This is a genomic window from Streptomyces sp. NPDC056503, assembly GCF_042794995.1.
Classification (GTDB): Bacteria; Actinomycetota; Actinomycetes; order Streptomycetales; family Streptomycetaceae; genus Streptomyces.
In genome coordinates this window covers 46,201-65,479 of the sequence record NZ_JBHTST010000031.1, presented here as the reverse complement: position 1 = coordinate 65,479, position 19,279 = coordinate 46,201, and the positions used below count along the sequence as shown (strand labels likewise).

At 70.2% G+C, this 19,279-nt stretch carries 9 protein-coding genes and 1 pseudogene; 4 read left to right on the top strand and 6 right to left on the bottom strand.

All coding sequences use genetic code 11. From position 1 onward, the window contains the following. Window positions 1–96 precede the first annotated feature (96 nt). The 4 genes and pseudogenes from ACFQ8C_RS12575 to ACFQ8C_RS12560 form a co-directional block, all read right to left on the bottom strand. Window positions 97–1,401 carry a flavin-containing monooxygenase gene (locus ACFQ8C_RS12575; RefSeq protein WP_383455500.1) on the bottom strand — a complete coding sequence of 435 codons (1,305 nt, stop codon included), beginning with the start codon at window positions 1,399–1,401 and terminating at the stop codon, window positions 97–99. A 507-nt stretch (window positions 1,402–1,908) separates the two neighbouring features. Then, window positions 1,909–1,998, bottom strand: a pseudogene (locus tag ACFQ8C_RS12570) (IS5/IS1182 family transposase); the annotation flags it as partial. Window positions 1,999–2,098: 100 nt separating this feature from the next. After that, complete coding sequence (locus ACFQ8C_RS12565) at window positions 2,099–2,482, bottom strand: hypothetical protein (protein ID WP_383455497.1); 384 nt, start codon at window positions 2,480–2,482, stop codon at window positions 2,099–2,101. A gap of 294 nt (window positions 2,483–2,776) precedes the next feature. Further along, window positions 2,777–2,908: a hypothetical protein gene (locus tag ACFQ8C_RS12560; protein WP_383455495.1), complete on the bottom strand. Its 132-nt coding sequence runs from the start codon at window positions 2,906–2,908 to the stop codon at window positions 2,777–2,779. 381 nt (window positions 2,909–3,289) lie between these two features. Between ACFQ8C_RS12560 and ACFQ8C_RS12555 the strand changes: the two genes are divergently transcribed. Next, window positions 3,290–3,673, top strand: a complete 384-nt coding sequence (locus tag ACFQ8C_RS12555) for an alpha/beta hydrolase fold domain-containing protein (RefSeq protein ID WP_383455493.1) — start codon at window positions 3,290–3,292, stop codon at window positions 3,671–3,673. A 420-nt stretch (window positions 3,674–4,093) separates the two neighbouring features. On the opposite strand, the gene ACFQ8C_RS12550 is transcribed toward ACFQ8C_RS12555, so the two are convergent. Then, window positions 4,094–8,158, bottom strand: a complete 4,065-nt coding sequence (locus ACFQ8C_RS12550) for an FG-GAP-like repeat-containing protein (protein WP_383455491.1) — start codon at window positions 8,156–8,158, stop codon at window positions 4,094–4,096. A 145-nt stretch (window positions 8,159–8,303) separates the two neighbouring features. Between ACFQ8C_RS12550 and ACFQ8C_RS12545 the strand changes: the two genes are divergently transcribed. Continuing rightward, on the top strand, window positions 8,304–8,705 hold the full coding sequence (locus ACFQ8C_RS12545) for a hypothetical protein (protein ID WP_383455488.1): 402 nt from the start codon (window positions 8,304–8,306) through the stop codon (window positions 8,703–8,705). 63 nt (window positions 8,706–8,768) lie between these two features. On the opposite strand, the gene ACFQ8C_RS12540 is transcribed toward ACFQ8C_RS12545, so the two are convergent. After that, window positions 8,769–15,119, bottom strand: a complete 6,351-nt coding sequence (locus ACFQ8C_RS12540) for an RHS repeat-associated core domain-containing protein (protein WP_383455485.1) — start codon at window positions 15,117–15,119, stop codon at window positions 8,769–8,771. 272 nt (window positions 15,120–15,391) lie between these two features. On the opposite strand from ACFQ8C_RS12540, the gene ACFQ8C_RS12535 reads away from it, so the two are divergent. Both ACFQ8C_RS12535 and ACFQ8C_RS12530 read left to right on the top strand, forming a co-directional pair. Next, window positions 15,392–16,354 (top strand): hypothetical protein, encoded by a 963-nt coding sequence (locus tag ACFQ8C_RS12535; protein WP_383455482.1) that lies wholly within the window; start codon window positions 15,392–15,394, stop codon window positions 16,352–16,354. A gap of 15 nt (window positions 16,355–16,369) precedes the next feature. Continuing rightward, a complete protein-coding gene (locus ACFQ8C_RS12530) occupies window positions 16,370–19,252 on the top strand; it encodes an FG-GAP-like repeat-containing protein (RefSeq protein ID WP_383455479.1) in 2,883 nt (960 codons plus the stop codon). Window positions 19,253–19,279 lie beyond the last annotated feature (27 nt).

Below are 19,279 nucleotides of genomic sequence, written 5' to 3'. Positions count from 1 at the left end.
TTTTGTGTATAAGCGACCGCCCCTGCGAGGGGGCTCCCGGTGGTGATCCACCGGGAGCCCCGTCGTCGTGGCCGGCCCGGGAGCCCGGCCCCGTCTTCAGACGGTCTGGAGCCCTCGCATCTCCTTGAGGTAAGGACCGACGTCGACCTGTACGGAGGAGCCGCCCTCCGCCGTGCCGTAACGCTTGGCGATGCCGCTCAGGTACGCGTCGATCTCCTCGCGCATCACGTCCGCGCCCGGCAGGACGACCTCGCCACCGATGATGCGCGCGACCCAGTGCGTCTGGGCCTCCACGAGTCGCGTGATCGCGCCCATCGGACGGACCAGGCCGACGAAGTACAGACCGGGGCGGCCGGGAGCGACGACCCGCCGGTACAGCTCGACCGACCCGCCCGGCCCGGCCGGGCATCCCTCGGGCAGGAACGGGAAGTCCATGTGGTAGCCGGTGCAGTAGACGATCGCGTCGGCCTCCTCCGAGGTCCCGTCGGTGAAGACCACCCGCGTGCCGTCGAGGTGGTCGATCCCCGGTCTGGGGTGCACCGCGCCGTGGCGTATCCGGCTGAGGATCTCGTCCGAGATGGTCACGGGGGAGGAGAAGAGCGGGTGGTCCGGCTCGGGCAGGCCGTAGTCGGACAGTCTGCCCCGCGCGACCTGCAAAGCCCTCTCGGCGAAGTCGACCTGTTCGGGCAGGGACATGGCGGTGAACCACGACACCTCGGCCATCTCGTCGACCGACATGCCGTAGAGCTGCTTGGGAACGATGTGCAGCCCCCGACGCACCGAGAGCACGGTGCGCGCGGCGTGCCGGGAGAGGTCCGTGGCGATGTCCACCGCCGACGCGCCGAGACCCACGACGACGACGCGCTGCCCGGCGAAGTCGGCCCCGTCCTGGTAGTCGACGGAATGCAGAATCCTGCCGGCGAACCCGTCGGAACCGGCCGGCGCGGGCTTCGGCAGCGTCGGCACCGTGTTGTGCCCCGAGGCGACGACGACATGAGCGAACCGCCGTGACCCCAGCGTCCCGTCCGCCCCTCGGCTGACGACCGTCCACGACGCGTCGTTGTCCTCCTGCCGCACCGACACGACCTCGACGCCGAACTCGATGCGGTCCGACACCCCCGCCCAATCGGCGAAGGACCGCAGATAGGCCGCGACCTCGCTGTGCCGCGGATAGAGGGGGTACGCGTCGGGCATCGGGAACGCGGTGTACCCCGTGAGCTGCTTCGCGGTGTTCAGATGCAGCGACTGGTACCCGGGTCCCGGCTCACCGGCCCCCGGCTGCCGCCAGATCCCGCCGACATCGACGGCCCGCTCGAGACAGACGAAATCGATCCCCTGGACCGCCAGAGCGTGTGCGGTCGCCAGTCCCGACAGCCCCGCACCGATCACGCACACACTCAAGGTTTCTCCCACAGAACGAACACTCTCCCATCGAACGATCTTTCACTTCCCATCCGCCCCCCGCCTCACACCCGCAACATCCCCGAGGCACCCGTCACCCCCACCGCCCCCCCCGCCCGGCAGCTCGACGACCAGACCGGCCGTCTCCCTGCGAGCCGCCGCCCGGGGGAAGAACCAGGGCCAGGGTGGCGAGGGCGAGGATGACACCAGGGAGCCGCGGTGATGACGGTGAGGGGCGCCTCCGAGGTCCACCAGTCGAACAAGCCGGGGTGTCCCGGAGGACGACCGCGCATGTCCGACGGGCGGCCCGGGCGAGTTTGCAGGTGCCCTGTCCGACCGTGGCTCCACGCGGAGGATGAGGCGGCGGGCGAGGCCTGAAGAGCGTCGCGGAAGATCGCGTTCGGGCAGTTCAGGACCTGGTTGGGTGACGGCCGGGTCATGCGGTGCGGGGCGACGCGTCCGGTGTTGATGGAGACGTCATCGCCAGCAAAGGTCACGCTCTCGCATGCCGCAGCCGGGCCCGTTCCCGCCCCGTTCCCGCGCGACCTTCACCAGCCGCTCGAACTGCCGCATCCGCAGACCCGTGAACGTCTCCACCTACAACGGCTCAGCCCTCAACACCCCGCATATGCAGCGGAAACGGCTGCTTCACAGTCTTCCGCAACACGCTTCGAGGCCGGTCCGGGTCGTGCAATCATCACGCGTTTTCGGCGTCCCGGGGGGAGGACGCCTCTCCGCACGCGGCGCAGTAATGGGTGGCGTCGGTGCCGGCCGCGGCGGCGCGGTCCACGGCGCTCCGTGCCCTGCGCGCGTCCCGGTTCTCGCTTCGGACGACGGCGATCGTGCCCAGGAAGAGGAGCACCGCGACGACGGCACCGACTGCCGTGAGCCAGGGCCAGTTCCGCTCGTCGGCGTAGTACTTGCCCGCGGCCCCGGCCATGAGCGCGATCACGGTGCCCTCGGCGAAGTGCGCGCACCCGCTGCCCTCGGTCGCGTTGGCGACCGTCACGGTGTCCGCCGCTCCGCACCGGGGACACTCCACCGGCCCGTTCGCCGTCCCGCTGCCCACCCCGTTCGTCATGGCCCCATCATGACGTCCCCCCGCGTGTCCGCGCCAACGCGGCCCCGGGCGGGGAGAACCGGGCGAGGCGGTTCGGAGCCGGGCGGGTGCCCGGGGTTTCCGGTCGGCCGACGGGCCGACTCGGTCGAAGGGCCGCATTTCTCCTGTATGGACGCGGTGTCGAGAGCTGATCCGGTGGGGGTGAAGAAGTTCACGGGGTCCCGGATACGGGAGTTCGAGCGGCTGGTGAGGCCGTCTCCATCCCCCTTCCACCGGGCCCTCGCGGTCACTGCCGAGGACTGCCGAGGACTGCCGTCACAGTCTCGGCCCGTGGGCCGGGGTGAAGCCGACGAAGACGGAGCGTTGGTCCAGCGCCGCGTAGGTGAGCTGCTCGCGCCGTGTGTCGGGCGACGACGCCGGGCTCGGCGGGGGAGCATCAGGAGCCATGGCAGGAGCCGGAACCCGCCGACCACCCGGCTGCGGATGTGCCCGTGGGCGGAGGGCGTGCCCCGCCTGCATGGCGCGGCCCCGGACGGCCGCGGCCGCGAGCCCGCTGCCGTCGGCGGTGTTCGTCACTGCCGAGGCCGGTCGGACGGAGCTCGGCAAAGGCGCCGCCCGCAGGCGCGGACACCCGGTGACCGAGCTGGTGCCGCGGTAGCCGCCGCCGGGCAGGGAGCCCCCGGCGGTCGTTGCACGAGTCCCCGTCCCCACCACTCGACCGTGATCGACCCTCCACGGCTCGACGTCTCACCGCCTGCCGTGCGCGAACTCGGGTAGGGGCGAGCAGGGACGTACGGACTCCTTGTAGCGCTCGAAGAGTCGTACGCCGTGCTGACCTGGCTGACCGACAATGCCTCAGACCTCGCACTGGACAGTCGGAGACTGGCGGTGGCCGGCGACTGCGCGGGCGCCACCATGGCCACAGCGCTCACCCTTATGGCCAAGCAACGCGGCGGCCCTCGCATGCGCGCGCAACCGCTCTACTACCCCACGACCGCCCCACACTGCGACACCGCGTCGCGGAGTCACTTCGGGTCCGGCTACCTCCTCACCACCAAGGCCCTGGACTGGTACTGGCAGCAGTACACGGACGACGATCGAGAACTCGCCGAAGCCACGGCCGCCCCGCTCCGCCCACCAAGGCCGCCATCCGCCAGGGCGGCGCCTTCCTCAAGGAGGCTCTCACTGACGGGCAGTGAGAGCGGGAGCTGAACCGCCCCCTCACCCAGGCCCCCGAACCTCCTTGTCTGTGTCTGCGGGGGTGGTCCCGAGGCCGCCGTCCAGGCGCTCGGTGTCGGCTTCTGCCCCCGCCCGCGAGGACAGTCTCCGGGGCATCCCCCTCAGCAGCCCCAGCAGCCCCAGCAGCCCCAGCAGCCCCAGCAGCCCCTGTGCTTCGGCACCCTCGCCCCGGAAGCAGCGGCGCTGATCGACAACGGTCAGGGCGGCGCGGTGGAAAGAGAGAAGAAGGGCGAGGGCGACCACGCTGCCGGGAAACGGTCCTCGACACCATCACCAGGATCATCACGGAATCCGTCGCGAACCCGGCCCGGCCGGCGGGGTGCCGAAAGTCCCGACGGCCCGGAGCGCCAAGCGCTCCGGGCCGTCGTCAGTTCGCCTTCGGTAGGGAGAAGGTCAGAGGATCAGGTCCAAGGAACCCCAGCCCGTGCCGATCAGGGCACGGCCTGTGGGGAGGTAGTCGTACAGCTCCCCGTTGTTCGTCAGGCCTACTGATTCCGCCGAGCCGTCGCTGTTGAGGTCCGTTGCGTAGGGCGTCCAGGAGCCGTTCCACCAGCCGTTGCCGTTGAAGAACCGGGTACCGAAAGTGATGGAGCCGTTGGCGCCGGTGGTGTTGGGGTAGACGTACAGGTCTCCCTTGTCGGTGCGGCCCATGATGTCGGTCTTGTGGTCGCCGTTGAGGTCGGCGAAGCGGATCGTGGTCCAGGCCGCCGGCCACCAGCCGTTGCCGATGAAGCTGCGACTGGCGAAGGTCTGGGTGCCGATGCCCCCGGCATGCGGGTAGACCCACAGGTCGCCGGCGCTGTCGCGGCCGATGACGTCCGTGCGGCCGTCGCCGTTGAGGTCGCCGAAGCCGAGGGTGTCGTACATGTTCCAGCCCGTGCCGAGCAGGACCGGGCTGCTCACGGTCTGGGTGCCGGTCCTGCCGGTGCCCGGGTAGAGGACGAGACGGCCGTCCTTGTCGCGTCCGACGATGTCCGTGTGGGCGTCGTTGTTGACGTCCGCCGTGTAGGCGTCGGTCCAGTGGTCGCGCCACCAGCCGTTGCCGATGAAGTAGCGGCCGCCGAGCGTGCTCTGGCCCGTGCCGCCGGTGCCGGGGTGGACCCACATGTCTCCGTTGGCGTCCCGCGTGAGCACGTCGGTGTAGCCGTCGGCGTTGTAGTCGGGGCGGCTCTGGGAGCCGCTGGTCCACTGGCTCTGGCCGACCGCGTTGTAGAGGACCAGCACGCCGCGGGCGTGCAGGATCGCGTAGCCGCCCGGTTTGTTGCCCGTCCTGCTCTCCCACAGGGCGGTGGAGCCGCCAGCCGCGTAGACCACGAGATTGCCGTCGTTCTGCATACGGGCCACGGCGCCCTGGTGGCCGGCGGTGTGCGTGGCCCACACGGGCTTGTCGCGTGTGAAGAGGACCAGATCCCCGTCGGTCTGCATGACGAGCTTGGACACGCCGCTCGTGTACGCCTGACCGGAGGCCAGCGTCGTGCCGGGCGGGATCCGGGCACCGGAGACGCCATCGATCCGGAATTCCCCGGAGATCGAGTTGACGCTGCCGTCCCCGGCATGCCCGTACGATCCGACCACGGTGTTGTCGGCCTGACGGGCCCACAGGTCGGTCACTCCGTCACCGGACAGGTCACCGGCGGACCCCACCTGGGGATACACGGCCTCGGTGAAGCCGGCGCCCACGGGGTCCCCGCGCACGACGCCCCAGGTCGCCAGGTCGACGACCCTGCCCTCCGCGCTCTTCTTGCCGTAGCTGGGCAGGATGTCGCCGGTGGCCCGGTCCCGCAGCCACAGGTCGGGGATCGCGTCGCCGTTGAGGTCACCAGGTGCGATGACCGTGTACTTGTCCCAGTCGGTCCCGCCCACGAGGACGGGTGCGCCGAGGTTGTCCAGGCTGCGGGTCGCCCGGTCACCGAAGTAGGCCCACAGTCGCTTGTCCTGCTTGACGAGCAGATCGGGCTGGCCGTCCCCGTTCAGGTCACCGGGGCTGAGGATCTGCGAGGCGCCCTGCCAGTGATCGGTGCCTTCCTCCATGCAGCCCATGTCCGGGTCCTGACGGGGGCAGAAGACGGTGACCCTGTCAGGCTTGTCCCCCTGGACCTGTCCGAGCCCGTTGTTGGGGTACATCCACAGCTTGTCGACCCCGTCGACCGGATCGTGCTCCAGGGTGAGCAGGTCGTTGTAGCCGTCCTGTCCCCAGTCGCCCGAGATCGCGGCCTGCGCGGTGCCGAGGCTCACCCCGCCGTTCGTGGCGGAGGAGAAGGCGGCGTTGCCCTGGCCCGCGTACGTCACCAGCGTGCCGAACGAGTCCTTGCTCCAGACGTCGTGGTGCCCGTCGCCGTTGACGTCGTGGGCCTCGTCCCTGCTCGGGGAGCGGCCCGCGTAGAAGAGGTAGGTCGCGGTGTCGGAGCGGTTGCCCGCCTGGTCCTGGCTGAAGGCGTACACGAAGTGCGGGCCCACGCCCGGCGGTGTGAGGTCGACGGTGGCCTGCCCGCCCGCCGGTACCGTGACGGTCTTCACGTCCGGGTCCCAGTCGGTGTAGTAGCCGTACCGGACCACGTCGCCGACCTCGTTGGCCGAGAGCGTGAAGGAGCCGGGCGTGCGCGCCCTGCCGGTGACCGAGGGCCAGCCCGCGTCACCGTTGGGGAAGGCCGCCGAGTCCACCTTCGGGGCCTTCTCGGGCCGCGTACGGTCGACGGTGAAGGTGCAGGTCTGGCTCCAGCCGGAGTACTCGCTCTGGTCGTACGCGCGAACGCGCCAGGTGTACGTACCCGAGGGCAGCTGGGCGTCCGGTACCACCAGCGTGGACACCCGGTCCCGCAGGCCGGGGATCCACGAGTCGACGACCGTGGCGCCGCCCTTGTAGACCTGGAACTGGGCTGACAGGTTGCCCGCGTTGGGGTCCGTGACGAACGCGTACAGGCTGACGGTCGTGTTGCCGATCACACCGCCCGTCGCGCAGTCCGTCCGCGGATTGGTCCCGAGGCCCGTCGGGGTCTTCGGCGGGTTGTTGAAGACAGTTTCCAGGACAGCCGTCTTCGGGTCGAACTTCTTCCAGCCGAAGGTGTCACCCTCGTTCGCCGCGTACAGGCCGAGGGTGATGCTGTTCTCACCCGCGGCCGCGACGCGCTGCATCTTCCAGGTGAGGTCGAACTCCAGGTTGCCGCCGGGGCAGCTGGACGACCAGCCCTTCGACTGGTTCACGCTGGCCAGCCAGTCGACCTTCGCCGGCTGGTTGTTCCAGGTGGTCTTGGCGCTGATGCCCTTGGTATGCCACAGCTGCACGGGCCGGTCCTGACAGGACCAGGACCACACGTTCTTGATGCGGAAGGTCGAGGAGGCGACCTTGGCGCCGCGCAGGTTCGAGGTGTCCATCTCGAAGAACGAACGCGACAGGCCGCCGGTCTCGTCCTCGTAGCCGACGCGGGCCACCTCGTTGGCGTTCCAGTAGCTCTTGCGCGGGTACTTCTGGGAGACGCGGGTCCAGTTGTTCCGCCCACCCCAGGCCCACGAGGGGTCGATGTAGACCGGGTAGGTCGTGTCGGGCGCCTTAAGTAGGGCCTGGTCGGGGGTGATCTGGAGGCTGTTGCCGCTGACCGTGGTCGGCATCACGGCCTCCTTCGCGCCTGCGGGCTGCTCGAAGGAGCTGTCCGGCTCGGCGGCCGGGGCCGGATCCTCGCTCGCCGCGACGGCGGTCGTACGCGGGAGCGCGGCGGTCTCGGCGAGGGGGGCCGGAGGCGTTGCCGTGGTGGAGTCCCACATGACGGGCGACGGGCTGGTGAAGACCGTCTGGCCGGCTGGGTCGGTCGCCGTCACGGCCCCGGTCTCGGCGTCCGTGGAGACCGTCACCCCGACCGTGGACATCGTGTACTTCAGCGTGGCGAGCTCAGGGTTGGCCGCCGCCTGTGGCGTCTTGACGATGATCAGCTGGGAGAAGCCCTCGACCTCCGCCTTCAGCTGGAGGTCCACCCCGGGCAGCATCTCGGCGTAGGTCGCGACGTTGCCGTCGAGGGTGGGCTTGGGCAGGGCCGTGGGCCAGGACAGCGACAGCGTACGGCCGTCCTTGACCCCCGTGAGGATGGGGCCGGTGCCTCCGCCGGAGAACGAGACCAGGACCGAGGTGGCCCGGGGGCGCACCGATCCGTCGGCGGCGAACTCCAGGGTGGGGTCGGTGACGACCCAGGCGCCCGCGCGCAGGATCCGCACCGGGGTCCCGTACCGCTTCACGGAGAACGTTCCGTCCGGGTTCACCCAGGTGTCGGAGAGCTCGGTGCGGGCGGTGGTCAGTTCGACCGGCTGCCCCGTGGCCTTCGCAGCCTGCAGCGCCTTGTCCTCAGGGCTGAGTCGGCCGTCGTCGCCGGGGTCGGTGACCACGGACGGGACGGCGGACGCCACGGGGACGAGCGCTCCGGTACAGCCGATGCCAAGGACCGCGGCGAGGACAGTGGTGCCACGGAGCACCCGTCTCCAACGACTCTTGCTCGGTATGACGGACATTCTTCTCACTTCGTTCGATTCACAGCGTTCGGTGGACAGATGACGGTAGATGGGTTGAGAGAGGGAATGTGATTCTCCGGGGCCGGACGCCACACGCGATACTGCCTTCATGAGCAGATACACCGAGGTCATCGTCCTGGCGCGCCGTGCCGAGGAGGTGATGGAGCCGCTGACCCGGCCCGACGAGAGCCGGGAATGGCACCAGAGCTTCACCCGGGTCGACGACAACGTCTTCGCGAACGAGGGCCTTCCGTCGGACGAGTGCTACGCATGGGTCGTCCAGTTCATCCGCAGCAACTGGCGCGGCCTGTTTGCACACCTGGAGTCCCTGCCGTGGCCGGCCCCCTGGTCGGTGCAGGTCCTCCTTCGGGACGAGGACGACGACTGCTTCGGGCTGTGGATGCTGGTCGACGGACGTCTGGTTGAGGTGCCGCTGCCGCGCACACGGCGCGAGCCGTTCTCCGACACCATCACCGGCGTCCTCTCCCGGACGGACCGGCCCGGCCACTGACCGGCCCGGCGGCGGTGCGCCCTCGCGGACGCACCGCCTCTACGCTGCCTGGTAGGCCGTCGCCTACGCGCAGTACGGCCCTGTCGGGTCGCAGATGGTCGACGGCGGCTTGGGGAAGAACGGATCCGGCTGGCTGTCCATGAACCCGAACGGGTCAGCCGAGTCCTTGAACATCTCCCACCCGCCTTGCTTCCAGCCGTAGTCCCGAACGTAGATGGGTGCCTGAATCCCGGTCAGGAGCGCCCCGATGCCGGGGAACTTCACCTTGACCTTGGGTCCCTTGGGCCGCTTCGTCGGGCCTGGCTTCGGCGTCGTCGCCTGTGCCGGAGGCGCGACCCGCCGTGAGTCGAAGTCACCCTGGGGGTAGATCACCCGGACGTTCGGGTTGTTCTGGTAGTGGGCGGCGTACTCCTCCGCCTGGGCCATGTCCTTGGCGACGAACACGACCGTGCCGGTCTGGTTCGTGAACTTCTTGTCGATCGATCCGTGATTCTTGGTGACGCTCTGGGTGGACTCGGTGGCGTCGGCGGTCTCGACGCCGACGATCTGCCCGTTCTTCCAGGTGACCTTCACGAAGTCGGCGGTGGTCTCGGACAGGACGGCGTTGCCGTCGGCGTCCTTGACGGGCGCGCCCTTCCTCACTGTGGTCTTACCCGCCTGTCCGTCGTCCTGGAGCAGGTACCGCACGCCGTTGCCCGTCTTCTGGTCGTAGTACATCCCGGCCCGCTTCAGGTCATCGTTCAAGGTGTCGAACACCTTCGAGGCGGACCCGTCCGCTCTGTTGGTCATGTGGTGCGGGACGCCCTGCCTGTCATAGACCGTCCTGATCTCGCCCTTGCCGTCCACGTCGGCGGTGAGCGACCTGCGCTCGTTGATGTGCTTGAGCCGCCCACCCTCGCAATCGCCGGGATTCTCCTGGCAGTAGGCCCTCAGCTCCGGGTCGAAGAGCCCCGACGGGTCGCTGCGGGTGACCGGGTTGTTGTGGCTGTACCCGTAGCCGTCGAGCTGCAGCGGATCGTTCAGGTCCATGATGGGGTCGACCGAGACGAACCGGCCGATGGCCGGGTCGTACTCGCGCGCCCCGAGATGGGTGAGCCCGGTGTCCGCGTCCTTGGTCCCACCGACGAAGCCGCGGTCGCCGGTCCAGACGGTGGGCTGCGCTCCGCGCGGTCCGCCGAAGATGCCCGTCTTGCGGCGCACGATCGTCTGCGTGGCGGCGTCGACCTGGGTCGTGCCGGTGCCGTGGTGGTCGGCGAGCAGGAAGGTCAGCTTCCCGCCCGTCCGCAGCGCGATCGTGGTGCCGCCGGCGGAGTAGTAGCGGGTGCCGGTGACGTTGCCCTCGCCGCCCTTCCTCAGCTCGTTGCCGCCGGGCAGGTAGAGGGTGGTGCCGGTGGAGTCGGTGCGGAACAGCCGGGACCCGGCCGCGTCGTACCGGTAGCTCGTTACCGTGGAGCCCTGGGTGGTCTTGGCCAGACGGCCCTCGGCGTCCCACTCCAGCTTCTGTTCGGCGGCCGTGCCGATCGTGCGGCTGACCGTGCGCCCGCCGGCGTCGTAGCCGTATTCCTCCGTGACGTTCCCGCCGGGCCCGGTCTGGCTGACGGACGGCAGACTGTGCTTGCCGGTGGCCGGCGCCCCGTAGGTCCGGGTGATGTCACCCGTGGGACCGGACGCCGTCGCGTGCTGGACCTCGCTCGTCCGGTTTCCCGTGACGCCGTAGGAGTACGTCGTCCAGTACGCATCCGGTCCGCCCACCGTCGAGGCCGACGGGCCGGTGGCGCAGCCGTCCGGGGCGGCCGACGCCGCAGTCCACGCCTCGGTGATCTGGCGCAGGGCGTCGAGGGTGAAGCACTGGGTGTCCGTCACCTGCTGCGCGTCCTGGCCCGACACGGTCTTCACCGAGGTGATGTTGCCGGTCGGGTCGTAGGCGTAGCGGGTGTCGTCGATGCGCTGCGGCGCCAGCTCCCGGTCGGTGACCGCCCGGGTCAGGTCGCCGGTGTGCTCGTCGTACTCGAACGAGGACCACAGGTGCTTCGCGAACTCGCCGTACTCGGTCCGTGTCGCCCGGCCGTAGTGGTCGTACGTCATCGCGGAGACCAGCGGGTCGGTGCCCGCGCCGATGGTGTTCGGCAGGCCGCCGGCCGCGGTGTAGGTGTTGACCAGCTTCTCCGACGGCAGTCCGCCCATGGCGGGCTGTTGGACCCACATCACCTGGTTGGTGTTGATGTTGTAGCTGGTGGTCCACTTGTAGGTGCCGGCCAGCGCGCCGTTCTCCGTGGACACCGGGATGGTGACCTGGGTGCCGACCGGGCTGTAGGCCCCGTTGTAGTTGACGACGGATTCCTCGTACGCCAGGCCGTCGATCCACCGGGTGGACTTGGCCGGCTTGCCCTTGCCGCCGGTGGCGGTGTCGTACGTCCACGTCGCCAGGGTGGTGGTGCCCTGCTTGAGCGCGGTCTGACGGCCCAGGTCGTCGAAGTCGCTGTGCAGCGTGACGCCGCCGGCCTTGGTGACGTCGGTGGCCCGGTCGCCCCGGTCGAAGGTGGTGTCGGTGACACCCTTGTCAGGGTCGTCGACGTGGACCTGCCGGCCGCGGACGTCGTAGCCGTAGCTCCACGCGGCTCCCGAGGGGTCGGTGACCCGTGCGAGGAAGCCGCGCTTGTCGTAGGCGTACCGGGTGGTCAGGAACGCAGTCCGGGCCGCATCGGTGTACGTCCGGATCTCAGTGGTGCGGCCCTTGGCATCCGTCAGCGTCGTCGTGGCAGTCCCGCCGCGCGGCGGGACGACCGTGGTGGTGTCACCGGTGTAGACGGTGGTGACCCGCTTGGTCTCGTCCCCGAACCGGCGGGAGACGACATCGGTGACCCGCCCCGCCCCGTCGTACAGGGTGTCGGTGGAGGCCGGGTAGTTCAGCTCCTCGCCGGTGGCCAGGACAGGCTCGGCCGATCCGGTGGCGAAGAAGGTGCCGGAGTCGCGCCAGACCAGGCCGCGAGTGTCGTAGAAGCTCTCCCGGACGAGCCGCCCAGCTCCGTCGGGTGACGGGGTCTGGGTCTGCCGTGAGCGCAGCAGGCCGTCGAAGAAGGCGTAGGCCGTGCGGTAGACCGAGTTGTGGTCGAGGGTGCTCGTCGCGACCACGTTGGGGCCGTCGTTGCGGACGGTGTAGGCGAAGGCGTACGTCGGCGACGTCGGGTAGGTGGCGGCCGGCCGGGTCGGGGTCCAGATCTTGACGACCCGGCCGAGGGGGTCGTACGCCGTCGTGGTGACCCGGTTGTTCGCGTCGGTGACGGTGAGTGGCTGTGCGCGCAGCGGGTCGGAGACCGTGGTGATCTGGTGGCCCAGCGGGTTGGTGGTCACCGTAGTGGTGGGCACCTCGCCGACGGCCGGGGTGAAGGACGTCGTGCTCTTCTTGCCGTACACGTCCGTCGTGCTCAGCGGGCGGCCGTAGACGTCGAAGTCGCCCACCGGGGTGGTGTTGGTGACCTCGTATCCGGTGCCGCTGCCGTTGATCGACTCAAGGCGGGTGACATCGCCCTTGGTGGGGGCGGTGGCGGGGTCGGTCGCGCCGTCGAAGTAGCTGCGGTTGTCGGAGATGACGTCGGAGGGCCGGCTGATCGCGCCGTCGCACGCCCCGGCGACCACCTCCGTGCGGTACACCCGGTCGACGATCCACGCGGCCGTGTTCCGGGCGTAGTACGCCGTCGTGCAGGACTCGTCGCCCGTCTTGTCCACGTCACCGAGGTCGGACGTCTGGTCGACCATGCCGTAGGAGTCGAAGCGGCGCGTCAGCGCGGCCGTGCGGGTGCCGCCGGAGACGGTCGTGAGCGACTCCTCCTTCTCGGCCCCCGTGTGGTACGCCTGAAGATCCGGCAGACCGGTCCGGGCGCGGGTAGCCGTCGGCTCGGAGCGCCAGGGGGTCGTGGCGGTCGCGGAGAGCAGCTTGCTCGTGTCGTCGCCGTCGAAGACGGCGGACGCCCGCGGCATTCCCGCGAACTGCTCGCGGTCGGTGGCCGTCCGGCCGGCGTAGTCGGCGACCTGGGCCCCGTCGATCCCGCGGAAGTACCGGGTCTCGGTGAGGGTCTTCGGGTCGAGGGCCGCGCCGGTGCGGGTCTGCACCCGGCCGTAGCCGCGTGGGACGGAGTAGGTACGGTCCTCCGCCTTGGTGAACTCGTCGGTGCTCTTCGCCCAGGCGGCGCCGTCCAGATAGGCGTACGAGGTCACCGTGTCGGGCGTCGTGAGGAGGTTGTCACCCTCCACGACTTGTGTGACCACGTAGCTGTTGAACCAGTCCTGCTTCGCCGTCTCGCCCTCGTACGCCCACTTCACCGGGAAGCAGCGCGTGGCGTTGGAAGCGTCCGCAGGGGGCAGGGAGCTCGCGGTGCAGTCCGGCTGCGAGTAGTACGCGCCGATGGTTCCGCCGGACTCCGTGGTGATCTGGTACATCCGCAGCCTGACGAACGCCGCGAGACCGTCACCTGTCTTGTCGACCCGGTTGGCGCGCTGCTCGCCCGCGAACGTCACAGGATGCAGTGTGAGACCGCCGCCGACCTTGCCGGTGTGCGTGATGGACTTCAGCCACATCGGAGTGGAGATTCCGTCACCGGAAGGGGGGAAGTCCTGGTCCAGGGCCCAGACGTCGACGTCCTTGTGCACGCCACCGGTGAGGACCTTGGCGGTGATCGTCGTCAGACGCTTGCGGGACCAGTACGTCGGGGCGAAGCGGTCCGTGCAGTCGTCACCGTTCTCGCAGTACTGGTCGAACGGGGTGTCGGGCCAGTTCCTGGCGTTGGTCTCGTCGAAGGTGCCACACCCTGTGAGGCAACGCTCGGAGACGCCGAACTCGACCCGGCCCATCGCCTTGCCGGTGTAGACGGCGTCGCCGCGCAGACCGTAGTCGATGTGGTCGAGCCAGCCGCCGCGCACGTACGGGGTCGGCGTCCCCTTGCCCGTGGTCGAGTCGAAGGCGCGGGCGTAGTTGTTCGTCTCGGTGTTCCAGTAGTACGCCATGGCGTTGCCGTGGGAGTCCACGACGTAGTCGAGCTGCCAGCGCCAGGCCTGCTGGCACCAGCCCGCGGGGAAGCTGGCGTTGTAGCAGGGCTCGCCCGGCTGGTTGCCGAAGACGGGCGTCGTCCAGGCGGAGTTGGTGACGGGGTCGTCCGCCGCCTCGCCGTGGCCGTTCCAGCCCGGGAGCCGGTTCAGACCGAAGAAGTACTGGGTGCCGTCGGGCGTCGTGACCTTCCAATGCTCACCATCGTTGTCGCCGTTCGCAGCCCCGGTCAGCCGCTCGACCTTCTCGCCCGAGTCCGCCTCTGGGTGCCAGCCCTTGCCGGGCTCGTACACGAGCTCGGTGGACTTGCCACCCAGGTTCAAAATGGCGTTGTCGCCGAACCAACACTGGTCGAAGCGCTTGGCGGTGTTGGTGCCGTCGACCTTGTCGTCTTCACAGCCGATGTAACGGCGCTCGATGAAGCCGGGTTCGTACGACCACCCGTCACCGAGCCAGCCGGGCTGGTTGTTGGAGGCCGCCGTACGCCCGTCCACCGACTGCGAGTTGTAGCCGAGAGCGATGCCCGGGACGAGACCGCCCGGCACGGACGGGACCTTGACCGGGTAGTTCCAGCTGAGGGCCCCGGTGGAGCCGCCGGCGCTCCAGGAACCCGACGCCTGCAGGGGGCTGGCCTTGTAGTCACCGGAGGAGCCGCCCGCGCCCGCGGTCAGGGCGAGCACGATCGCGCCACCCGACGAGAACGCGGCCGTACGGGCCGACGCCGCGCCGCTGGGGGCACCCGCGCCGGAAGCGGCGGGGAGCTCGGCCGAGACCCGCAGCTTCTCCGTGTCGTTGCGGCCGGCGAGCGGCCGACGGCGCTGGCACTCCGCGCGTTCGGGCGTGGTCAGCGCACAGCCGGGCAGCTCGACGAGGCGCAGCCGCGCCGCCCAGTCGCCGCCGTAGGCGCCCTTGAACGCCGCGTAGTCGACGGAGACTTCGGACCGCCCGGAGGCGGTGGAGCCGGTGGAGCCGTCCGCGGGGCGTACCGAGAGCAGGACGCCGTCGACTCCGGCCCTGCGCGTGGCCGCCCGGTCGGCGACGGTCACGTCGATCCGGGTCGCCGCGGGCTCCGTCGTCCCGGGCTTCGTTGCGAGGGCGCTCCGGGACCGGGCGTCGGGCGCGGCGCCGGTGCTCGTCACCGTGACGGGCAGTGACCCCGGCTTGCCGGTGGCCGAGCGGCGCGCTCCGGCCGGGACGGCGCCGAGGTCGAGCGTGGTGTGTCCCGGGGCGGGCCACGTGACAGGGGGCGCGCCCTTCCAGGGATGCGCCGCAGCGTCGTCCTTGCGTGTGGTGCCTCCCACCGCCATGGGGGCGACCGGAACGGGCTTCGGTTGATGGAGTTCGGGCAGGGAGAGCCCGCCGTGTCTGTTCACGTCGGCTATGGAGGACGCTGGCAGCATCCCCACGAGCACGATCGCGGTGAGCGAGGCTGCCAGCCCTCGCCCGATGGTTTGTCTCACCATGTACCTTTCAAAGAATCATGGAATGATCGGGGTACCGTAACAGCCGTTCTGGAACGGAGATCGACCTTTTCCGGCAACGGAAAAGAGGGATCGTCAGACGCCCGGAAACACTGGGTGAACCACCTGGCGCACCGCGCTGACCTGGGTAGAGTCCCGCCTCGGTAACGAACCGAGGAGCACGAATGCACCATCACGGATCCCGCCGGACCCACCGGCACAGACGGGCGCTCGACCGGGCGTTGGCGCTCGTCCTCGCCGTCGGCGTGAGCGCCGGCGTCCTGACGGCGGTCACGGCGGTACCCGCCGCGGCCGCCTGGGTCGAACCCGACCCCGTCGCCGACGGCTCGATGAGCGAGGAGGACTTCGCCCTGAAGCGGGCGAAGGAGACGGGCCTGCCGTACGAACTCGTCTCGGCCCGCACGGAGTCCTCGGACACCTGGGCCCAGCCGGCCGGCTCGTGGACGGTGAAGCGCTACGGCACCCCGGTCCGGGTGCTGCGCGACGGCCGGTGGGTGTCGACGGACCCGACCCTGGAGTTCACCGCGGACGGGGCGGTGGCCGCCAAGGCGACGACGGTCTCGGTGAGGTTCTCCGGCGGCGGCACCATGCCGCTGCTCAGCGGCGTCAAGGACGGACGCACCCTGTCCCTGTCGTGGCCGGCCGCCCTGCCGCGCCCGACCCTGGACGCCAATGTCGCCACCTACGCGGACGTACTGCCGGGCGTGGACCTCCAGTTGAAGGCGGAGGTGGAGGGCTTCTCCCAGCTCCTCGTCGTCAAGACCGCGGAGGCCGCGCGGAACCCGGCCCTCGCCACCCTGAAGTTCAAGCTGGACACGGTCGGCCTCACCGTGTCGGCGGACGCCGAGACCGGCGCCCTGACCGCCGTCAACCCGGCCGGCCAGACGGTGTTCACCAGCCCGTCGCCGCTGATGTGGGACTCGACGACCGTCTCCTCGGACGGCGGTACGGGGGCGCTCGCCGCGCGGTCGCTCGCGTCCGGTCCGGCGATAGCGGCCACGACCGCCGAGGGTGCCGAGGAGGAACCTGCGGCACCGGGAGACCTGTTCACCCCGCAGGCGGGTGCGCGGGACGCCCACATGGACACCACGGTCGCGGGCGGCTCGCTCCAGATCACGCCCGATTAGGAACTGCTGACCGGCGTGTCGACGCGCTACCCGGTGTTCATCGACCCGTCGTGGGCGTGGGGCAAGCGCCAGAACTGGACCCGGGCGTACAAGAAGTACCCGAACACCTCCTACTGGAACAGCAAGGACGACGTCCGGGTCGGGTACGAGGCCCAGACCAACGGCCTGTCCCGCTCGTTCTTCCAGATGGACACGTCCGGCATCAGGGGCGCGCAGGTACAGAAATCGACGTTCCGCATCCGCAACACCTGGTCCTGGTCCTGCCAGGACCGCCCGGTGGAGCTGTGGAGCACCGGCTCGATATCCTCCGCCACCACCTGGAACAACCAGCCCGCCCGCGTCTCCCGGCTCGACACGGTCGACGACTCCAAGGGCTGGAGCTCGACGTGCGCGGCGGGCGACCTGGAGTTCGACGCGACCGCCCTCGCGCGCCAGGCGGCGGCGGGCAACTGGGCGAGCGTGAACCTGGGGCTCTACGCCTCCAACGAGAGCGACACCTTCGGCTGGAAGCGCCTCGACCCCAAGACGGCGACGCTGGAGACCGCGTACAACAATCCGCCGCGCACCCCCTCCGGCCTGGGCACGAACCCCGCCACCCCGTGCGCGAACGGCGGGCTGCTCGGCAACACCCGGGTCTCGGTGTACGCCCTCGTGGACGATCCCGACGCCGGCAACCTGAACGCCGAATTCCAGGTGTTCCCGGCCGGTTCGGGCACGCCGTCCGCCACGACGTCCGTCTCCGCGAACCGCGGCCGGGTGGCGACCTGGTCCGTGCCCGACGCCGCGCTCCCCACCGGCGACTACCGCTGGCGGGTCCGGGCCGTGGACGGCGACGGGCTGACCTCCGACTGGTCGGAGACCTGCGCGTTCTCCGTGGACCGTACCCGGCCCGACCGGCAGCCAGTGATCGACTCCACCACCTTCCCGAACGGCGACAAGGGCTGGCCGGCCACCACGGGCCGGGCGCGCACAGCGGGCACCTTCACCTTCGACGCCAACGGCGTGCCGGACGTCAAGGAGATCCGCTGGTCCACGGACTTCGATCCGCGCACCCGCTCGGTGGCTCCCGGCGGCGGCGTGTCGATCACCCCGCCGGGATACGGTCCCCACTACGTGTACGCGTACAGCGTCGACACCGCGGGCAACCGCTCCGACCTCGCCACGTACCTCTACTACGCGACCCGTTCGCAGGACCGGGACGGCCCCGGTGACCTGAACGGGGACGGCAACCGGGACATCTGGAGCGCGGACGGCGAGGGCCGCCTCGTCACCTACGCCGGTCAGGGCGGCAGCACCTTCTCCCCGGCCGGCAACGGCGGCATGACCTTCGACGGCGCGCAGGTGACGGCGTCCGGGGACTGGGGACAAGACGGCTACAACGACCTCGTCTCCCTCCAGTACGTCGCGAACGACAAGCGCAAGAAGCTGTTCGTCTACCCGAACAACGGGCAGGGCACGATCAGCGACGGCAGCGTCGAGCTGACCGTCGCCTGCCCGGCGAAGGACCCCGACCTCGGCTGCGACTTCGGCGACGACTGGAGCGGCGACGACCACTGGTCCGACGCCGAGCAGATCGTGGCACCGGGGGACATGAACGGGGACGGCGTCCCCGACCTGCTGGTCAAGCAGGGCCGGCAGCTGTGGGCCTACTACGGCAACCGCGCCACCAAGACGCTCGACAACGACGGCGGCCCGGTGCTGGTCGGCAACGGGGACTGGGACCGGTTCACCGTCATCGTCCCCGGCGACGTGAACGGCGACGGCGTTTCCGACCTGTGGCTGCGCGAGGACGCCACCGGCGACATCTACCGGAGTTACGGCAGCAAGGGCGGCAACGGGCGCCTCGACCCCGCGACCTGGGGGACCGCCGGCCGCGTCAGGATCGGCTACGGCATCACCCTCGCCGAATACCCCACCGTCGGGTCGGTCGGCGACATCAGCGGCGACGAGCTGCCCGACCTCTGGGCGCGCAAGGCCGACGACACCGTCATGGGCTGGCCGGGCATCGTGCCCGGCGCGGACGGGCGCGCCTTCGGCGCCGACTTCGCCATCGACGGGAAGCGCGCGCGGACACCCGTCGCGGCGAACGAGGTGGGCAACAGCGGCGACCGGGTGCGGTGGGCCGACTTCGACGGCGACGGCAAGCTGGACTACCTCACCGTCGCGGACAACGGGAACGTCGCCGCCTGGCTCAACCACGGCGGCGACACCGGTGGCGGCTGGCAGTACCTCGGCCGCGTCGCGACCGGTCTGACCACCGACCGGTCCCGGGTCCGGTTCGCCGACTTCGACGGCGACGGCAAGGCCGACTACCTGATGATCAACCCCAACGGGTCGGTCGTGGTCTACCTGAACCACGGCGGTGACCCGGGCGGCGGCTGGCAGAACCTGGGACAGGTGGCCACGGGCATCACCAATGATCCGTCCAAGGTCCGGTTCGCGGACTTCGACGGAGACGGCCGCAGCGACTACCTCAACTTCGACGACGGCGGGCAGGTGTTCGCCCACCTCAACCGCGGTGGGGACATCGGCGGCGGCTGGCAGTGGATGGGCCGGATCGCGACCGGCGTGAACGGGGACCGGTCCCGGGTCCGGTTCGCCGACTTCGACGGCGACGGCAAGGCCGACTACCAGATCATCTGGCCCGACGGTCATGTCGACGCCCACCTCAACCGGGGCGGCGACCCCGGACACGGCTGGGAGCCCGTCGGCCAGGTCGCCACCGGCGCGACGACCGACCACACGCGCGTCCAGCTCGGTGACTTCACCGGGGACGGTCACGCGGACTACGTCCTGGCGGGCGCGGGGAACAGCGCCGAGGTCTACGCCTGGAACGGCGGCGACACGGCCAGCACCCATGGCTGGATCTGGCTCGGACGCGTGGCGACGGGCTCCTGACCGTACAGGCGACGGACGCCCCGGCAC

Excerpts from the sequence above, each read along its gene's own strand:
- ACFQ8C_RS12535 (WP_383455482.1), top strand. The coding sequence starts at position 15,392 with ATGCACCATCACGGATCCCGCCGGACCCACCGGCACAGACGGGCGCTC.
- ACFQ8C_RS12560 (WP_383455495.1), bottom strand. The coding sequence starts at position 2,908 with ATGGCTCCTGATGCTCCCCCGCCGAGCCCGGCGTCGTCGCCCGACACA.
- ACFQ8C_RS12565 (WP_383455497.1), bottom strand. The coding sequence starts at position 2,482 with ATGACGAACGGGGTGGGCAGCGGGACGGCGAACGGGCCGGTGGAGTGT.
- ACFQ8C_RS12545 (WP_383455488.1), top strand. The coding sequence starts at position 8,304 with ATGAGCAGATACACCGAGGTCATCGTCCTGGCGCGCCGTGCCGAGGAG.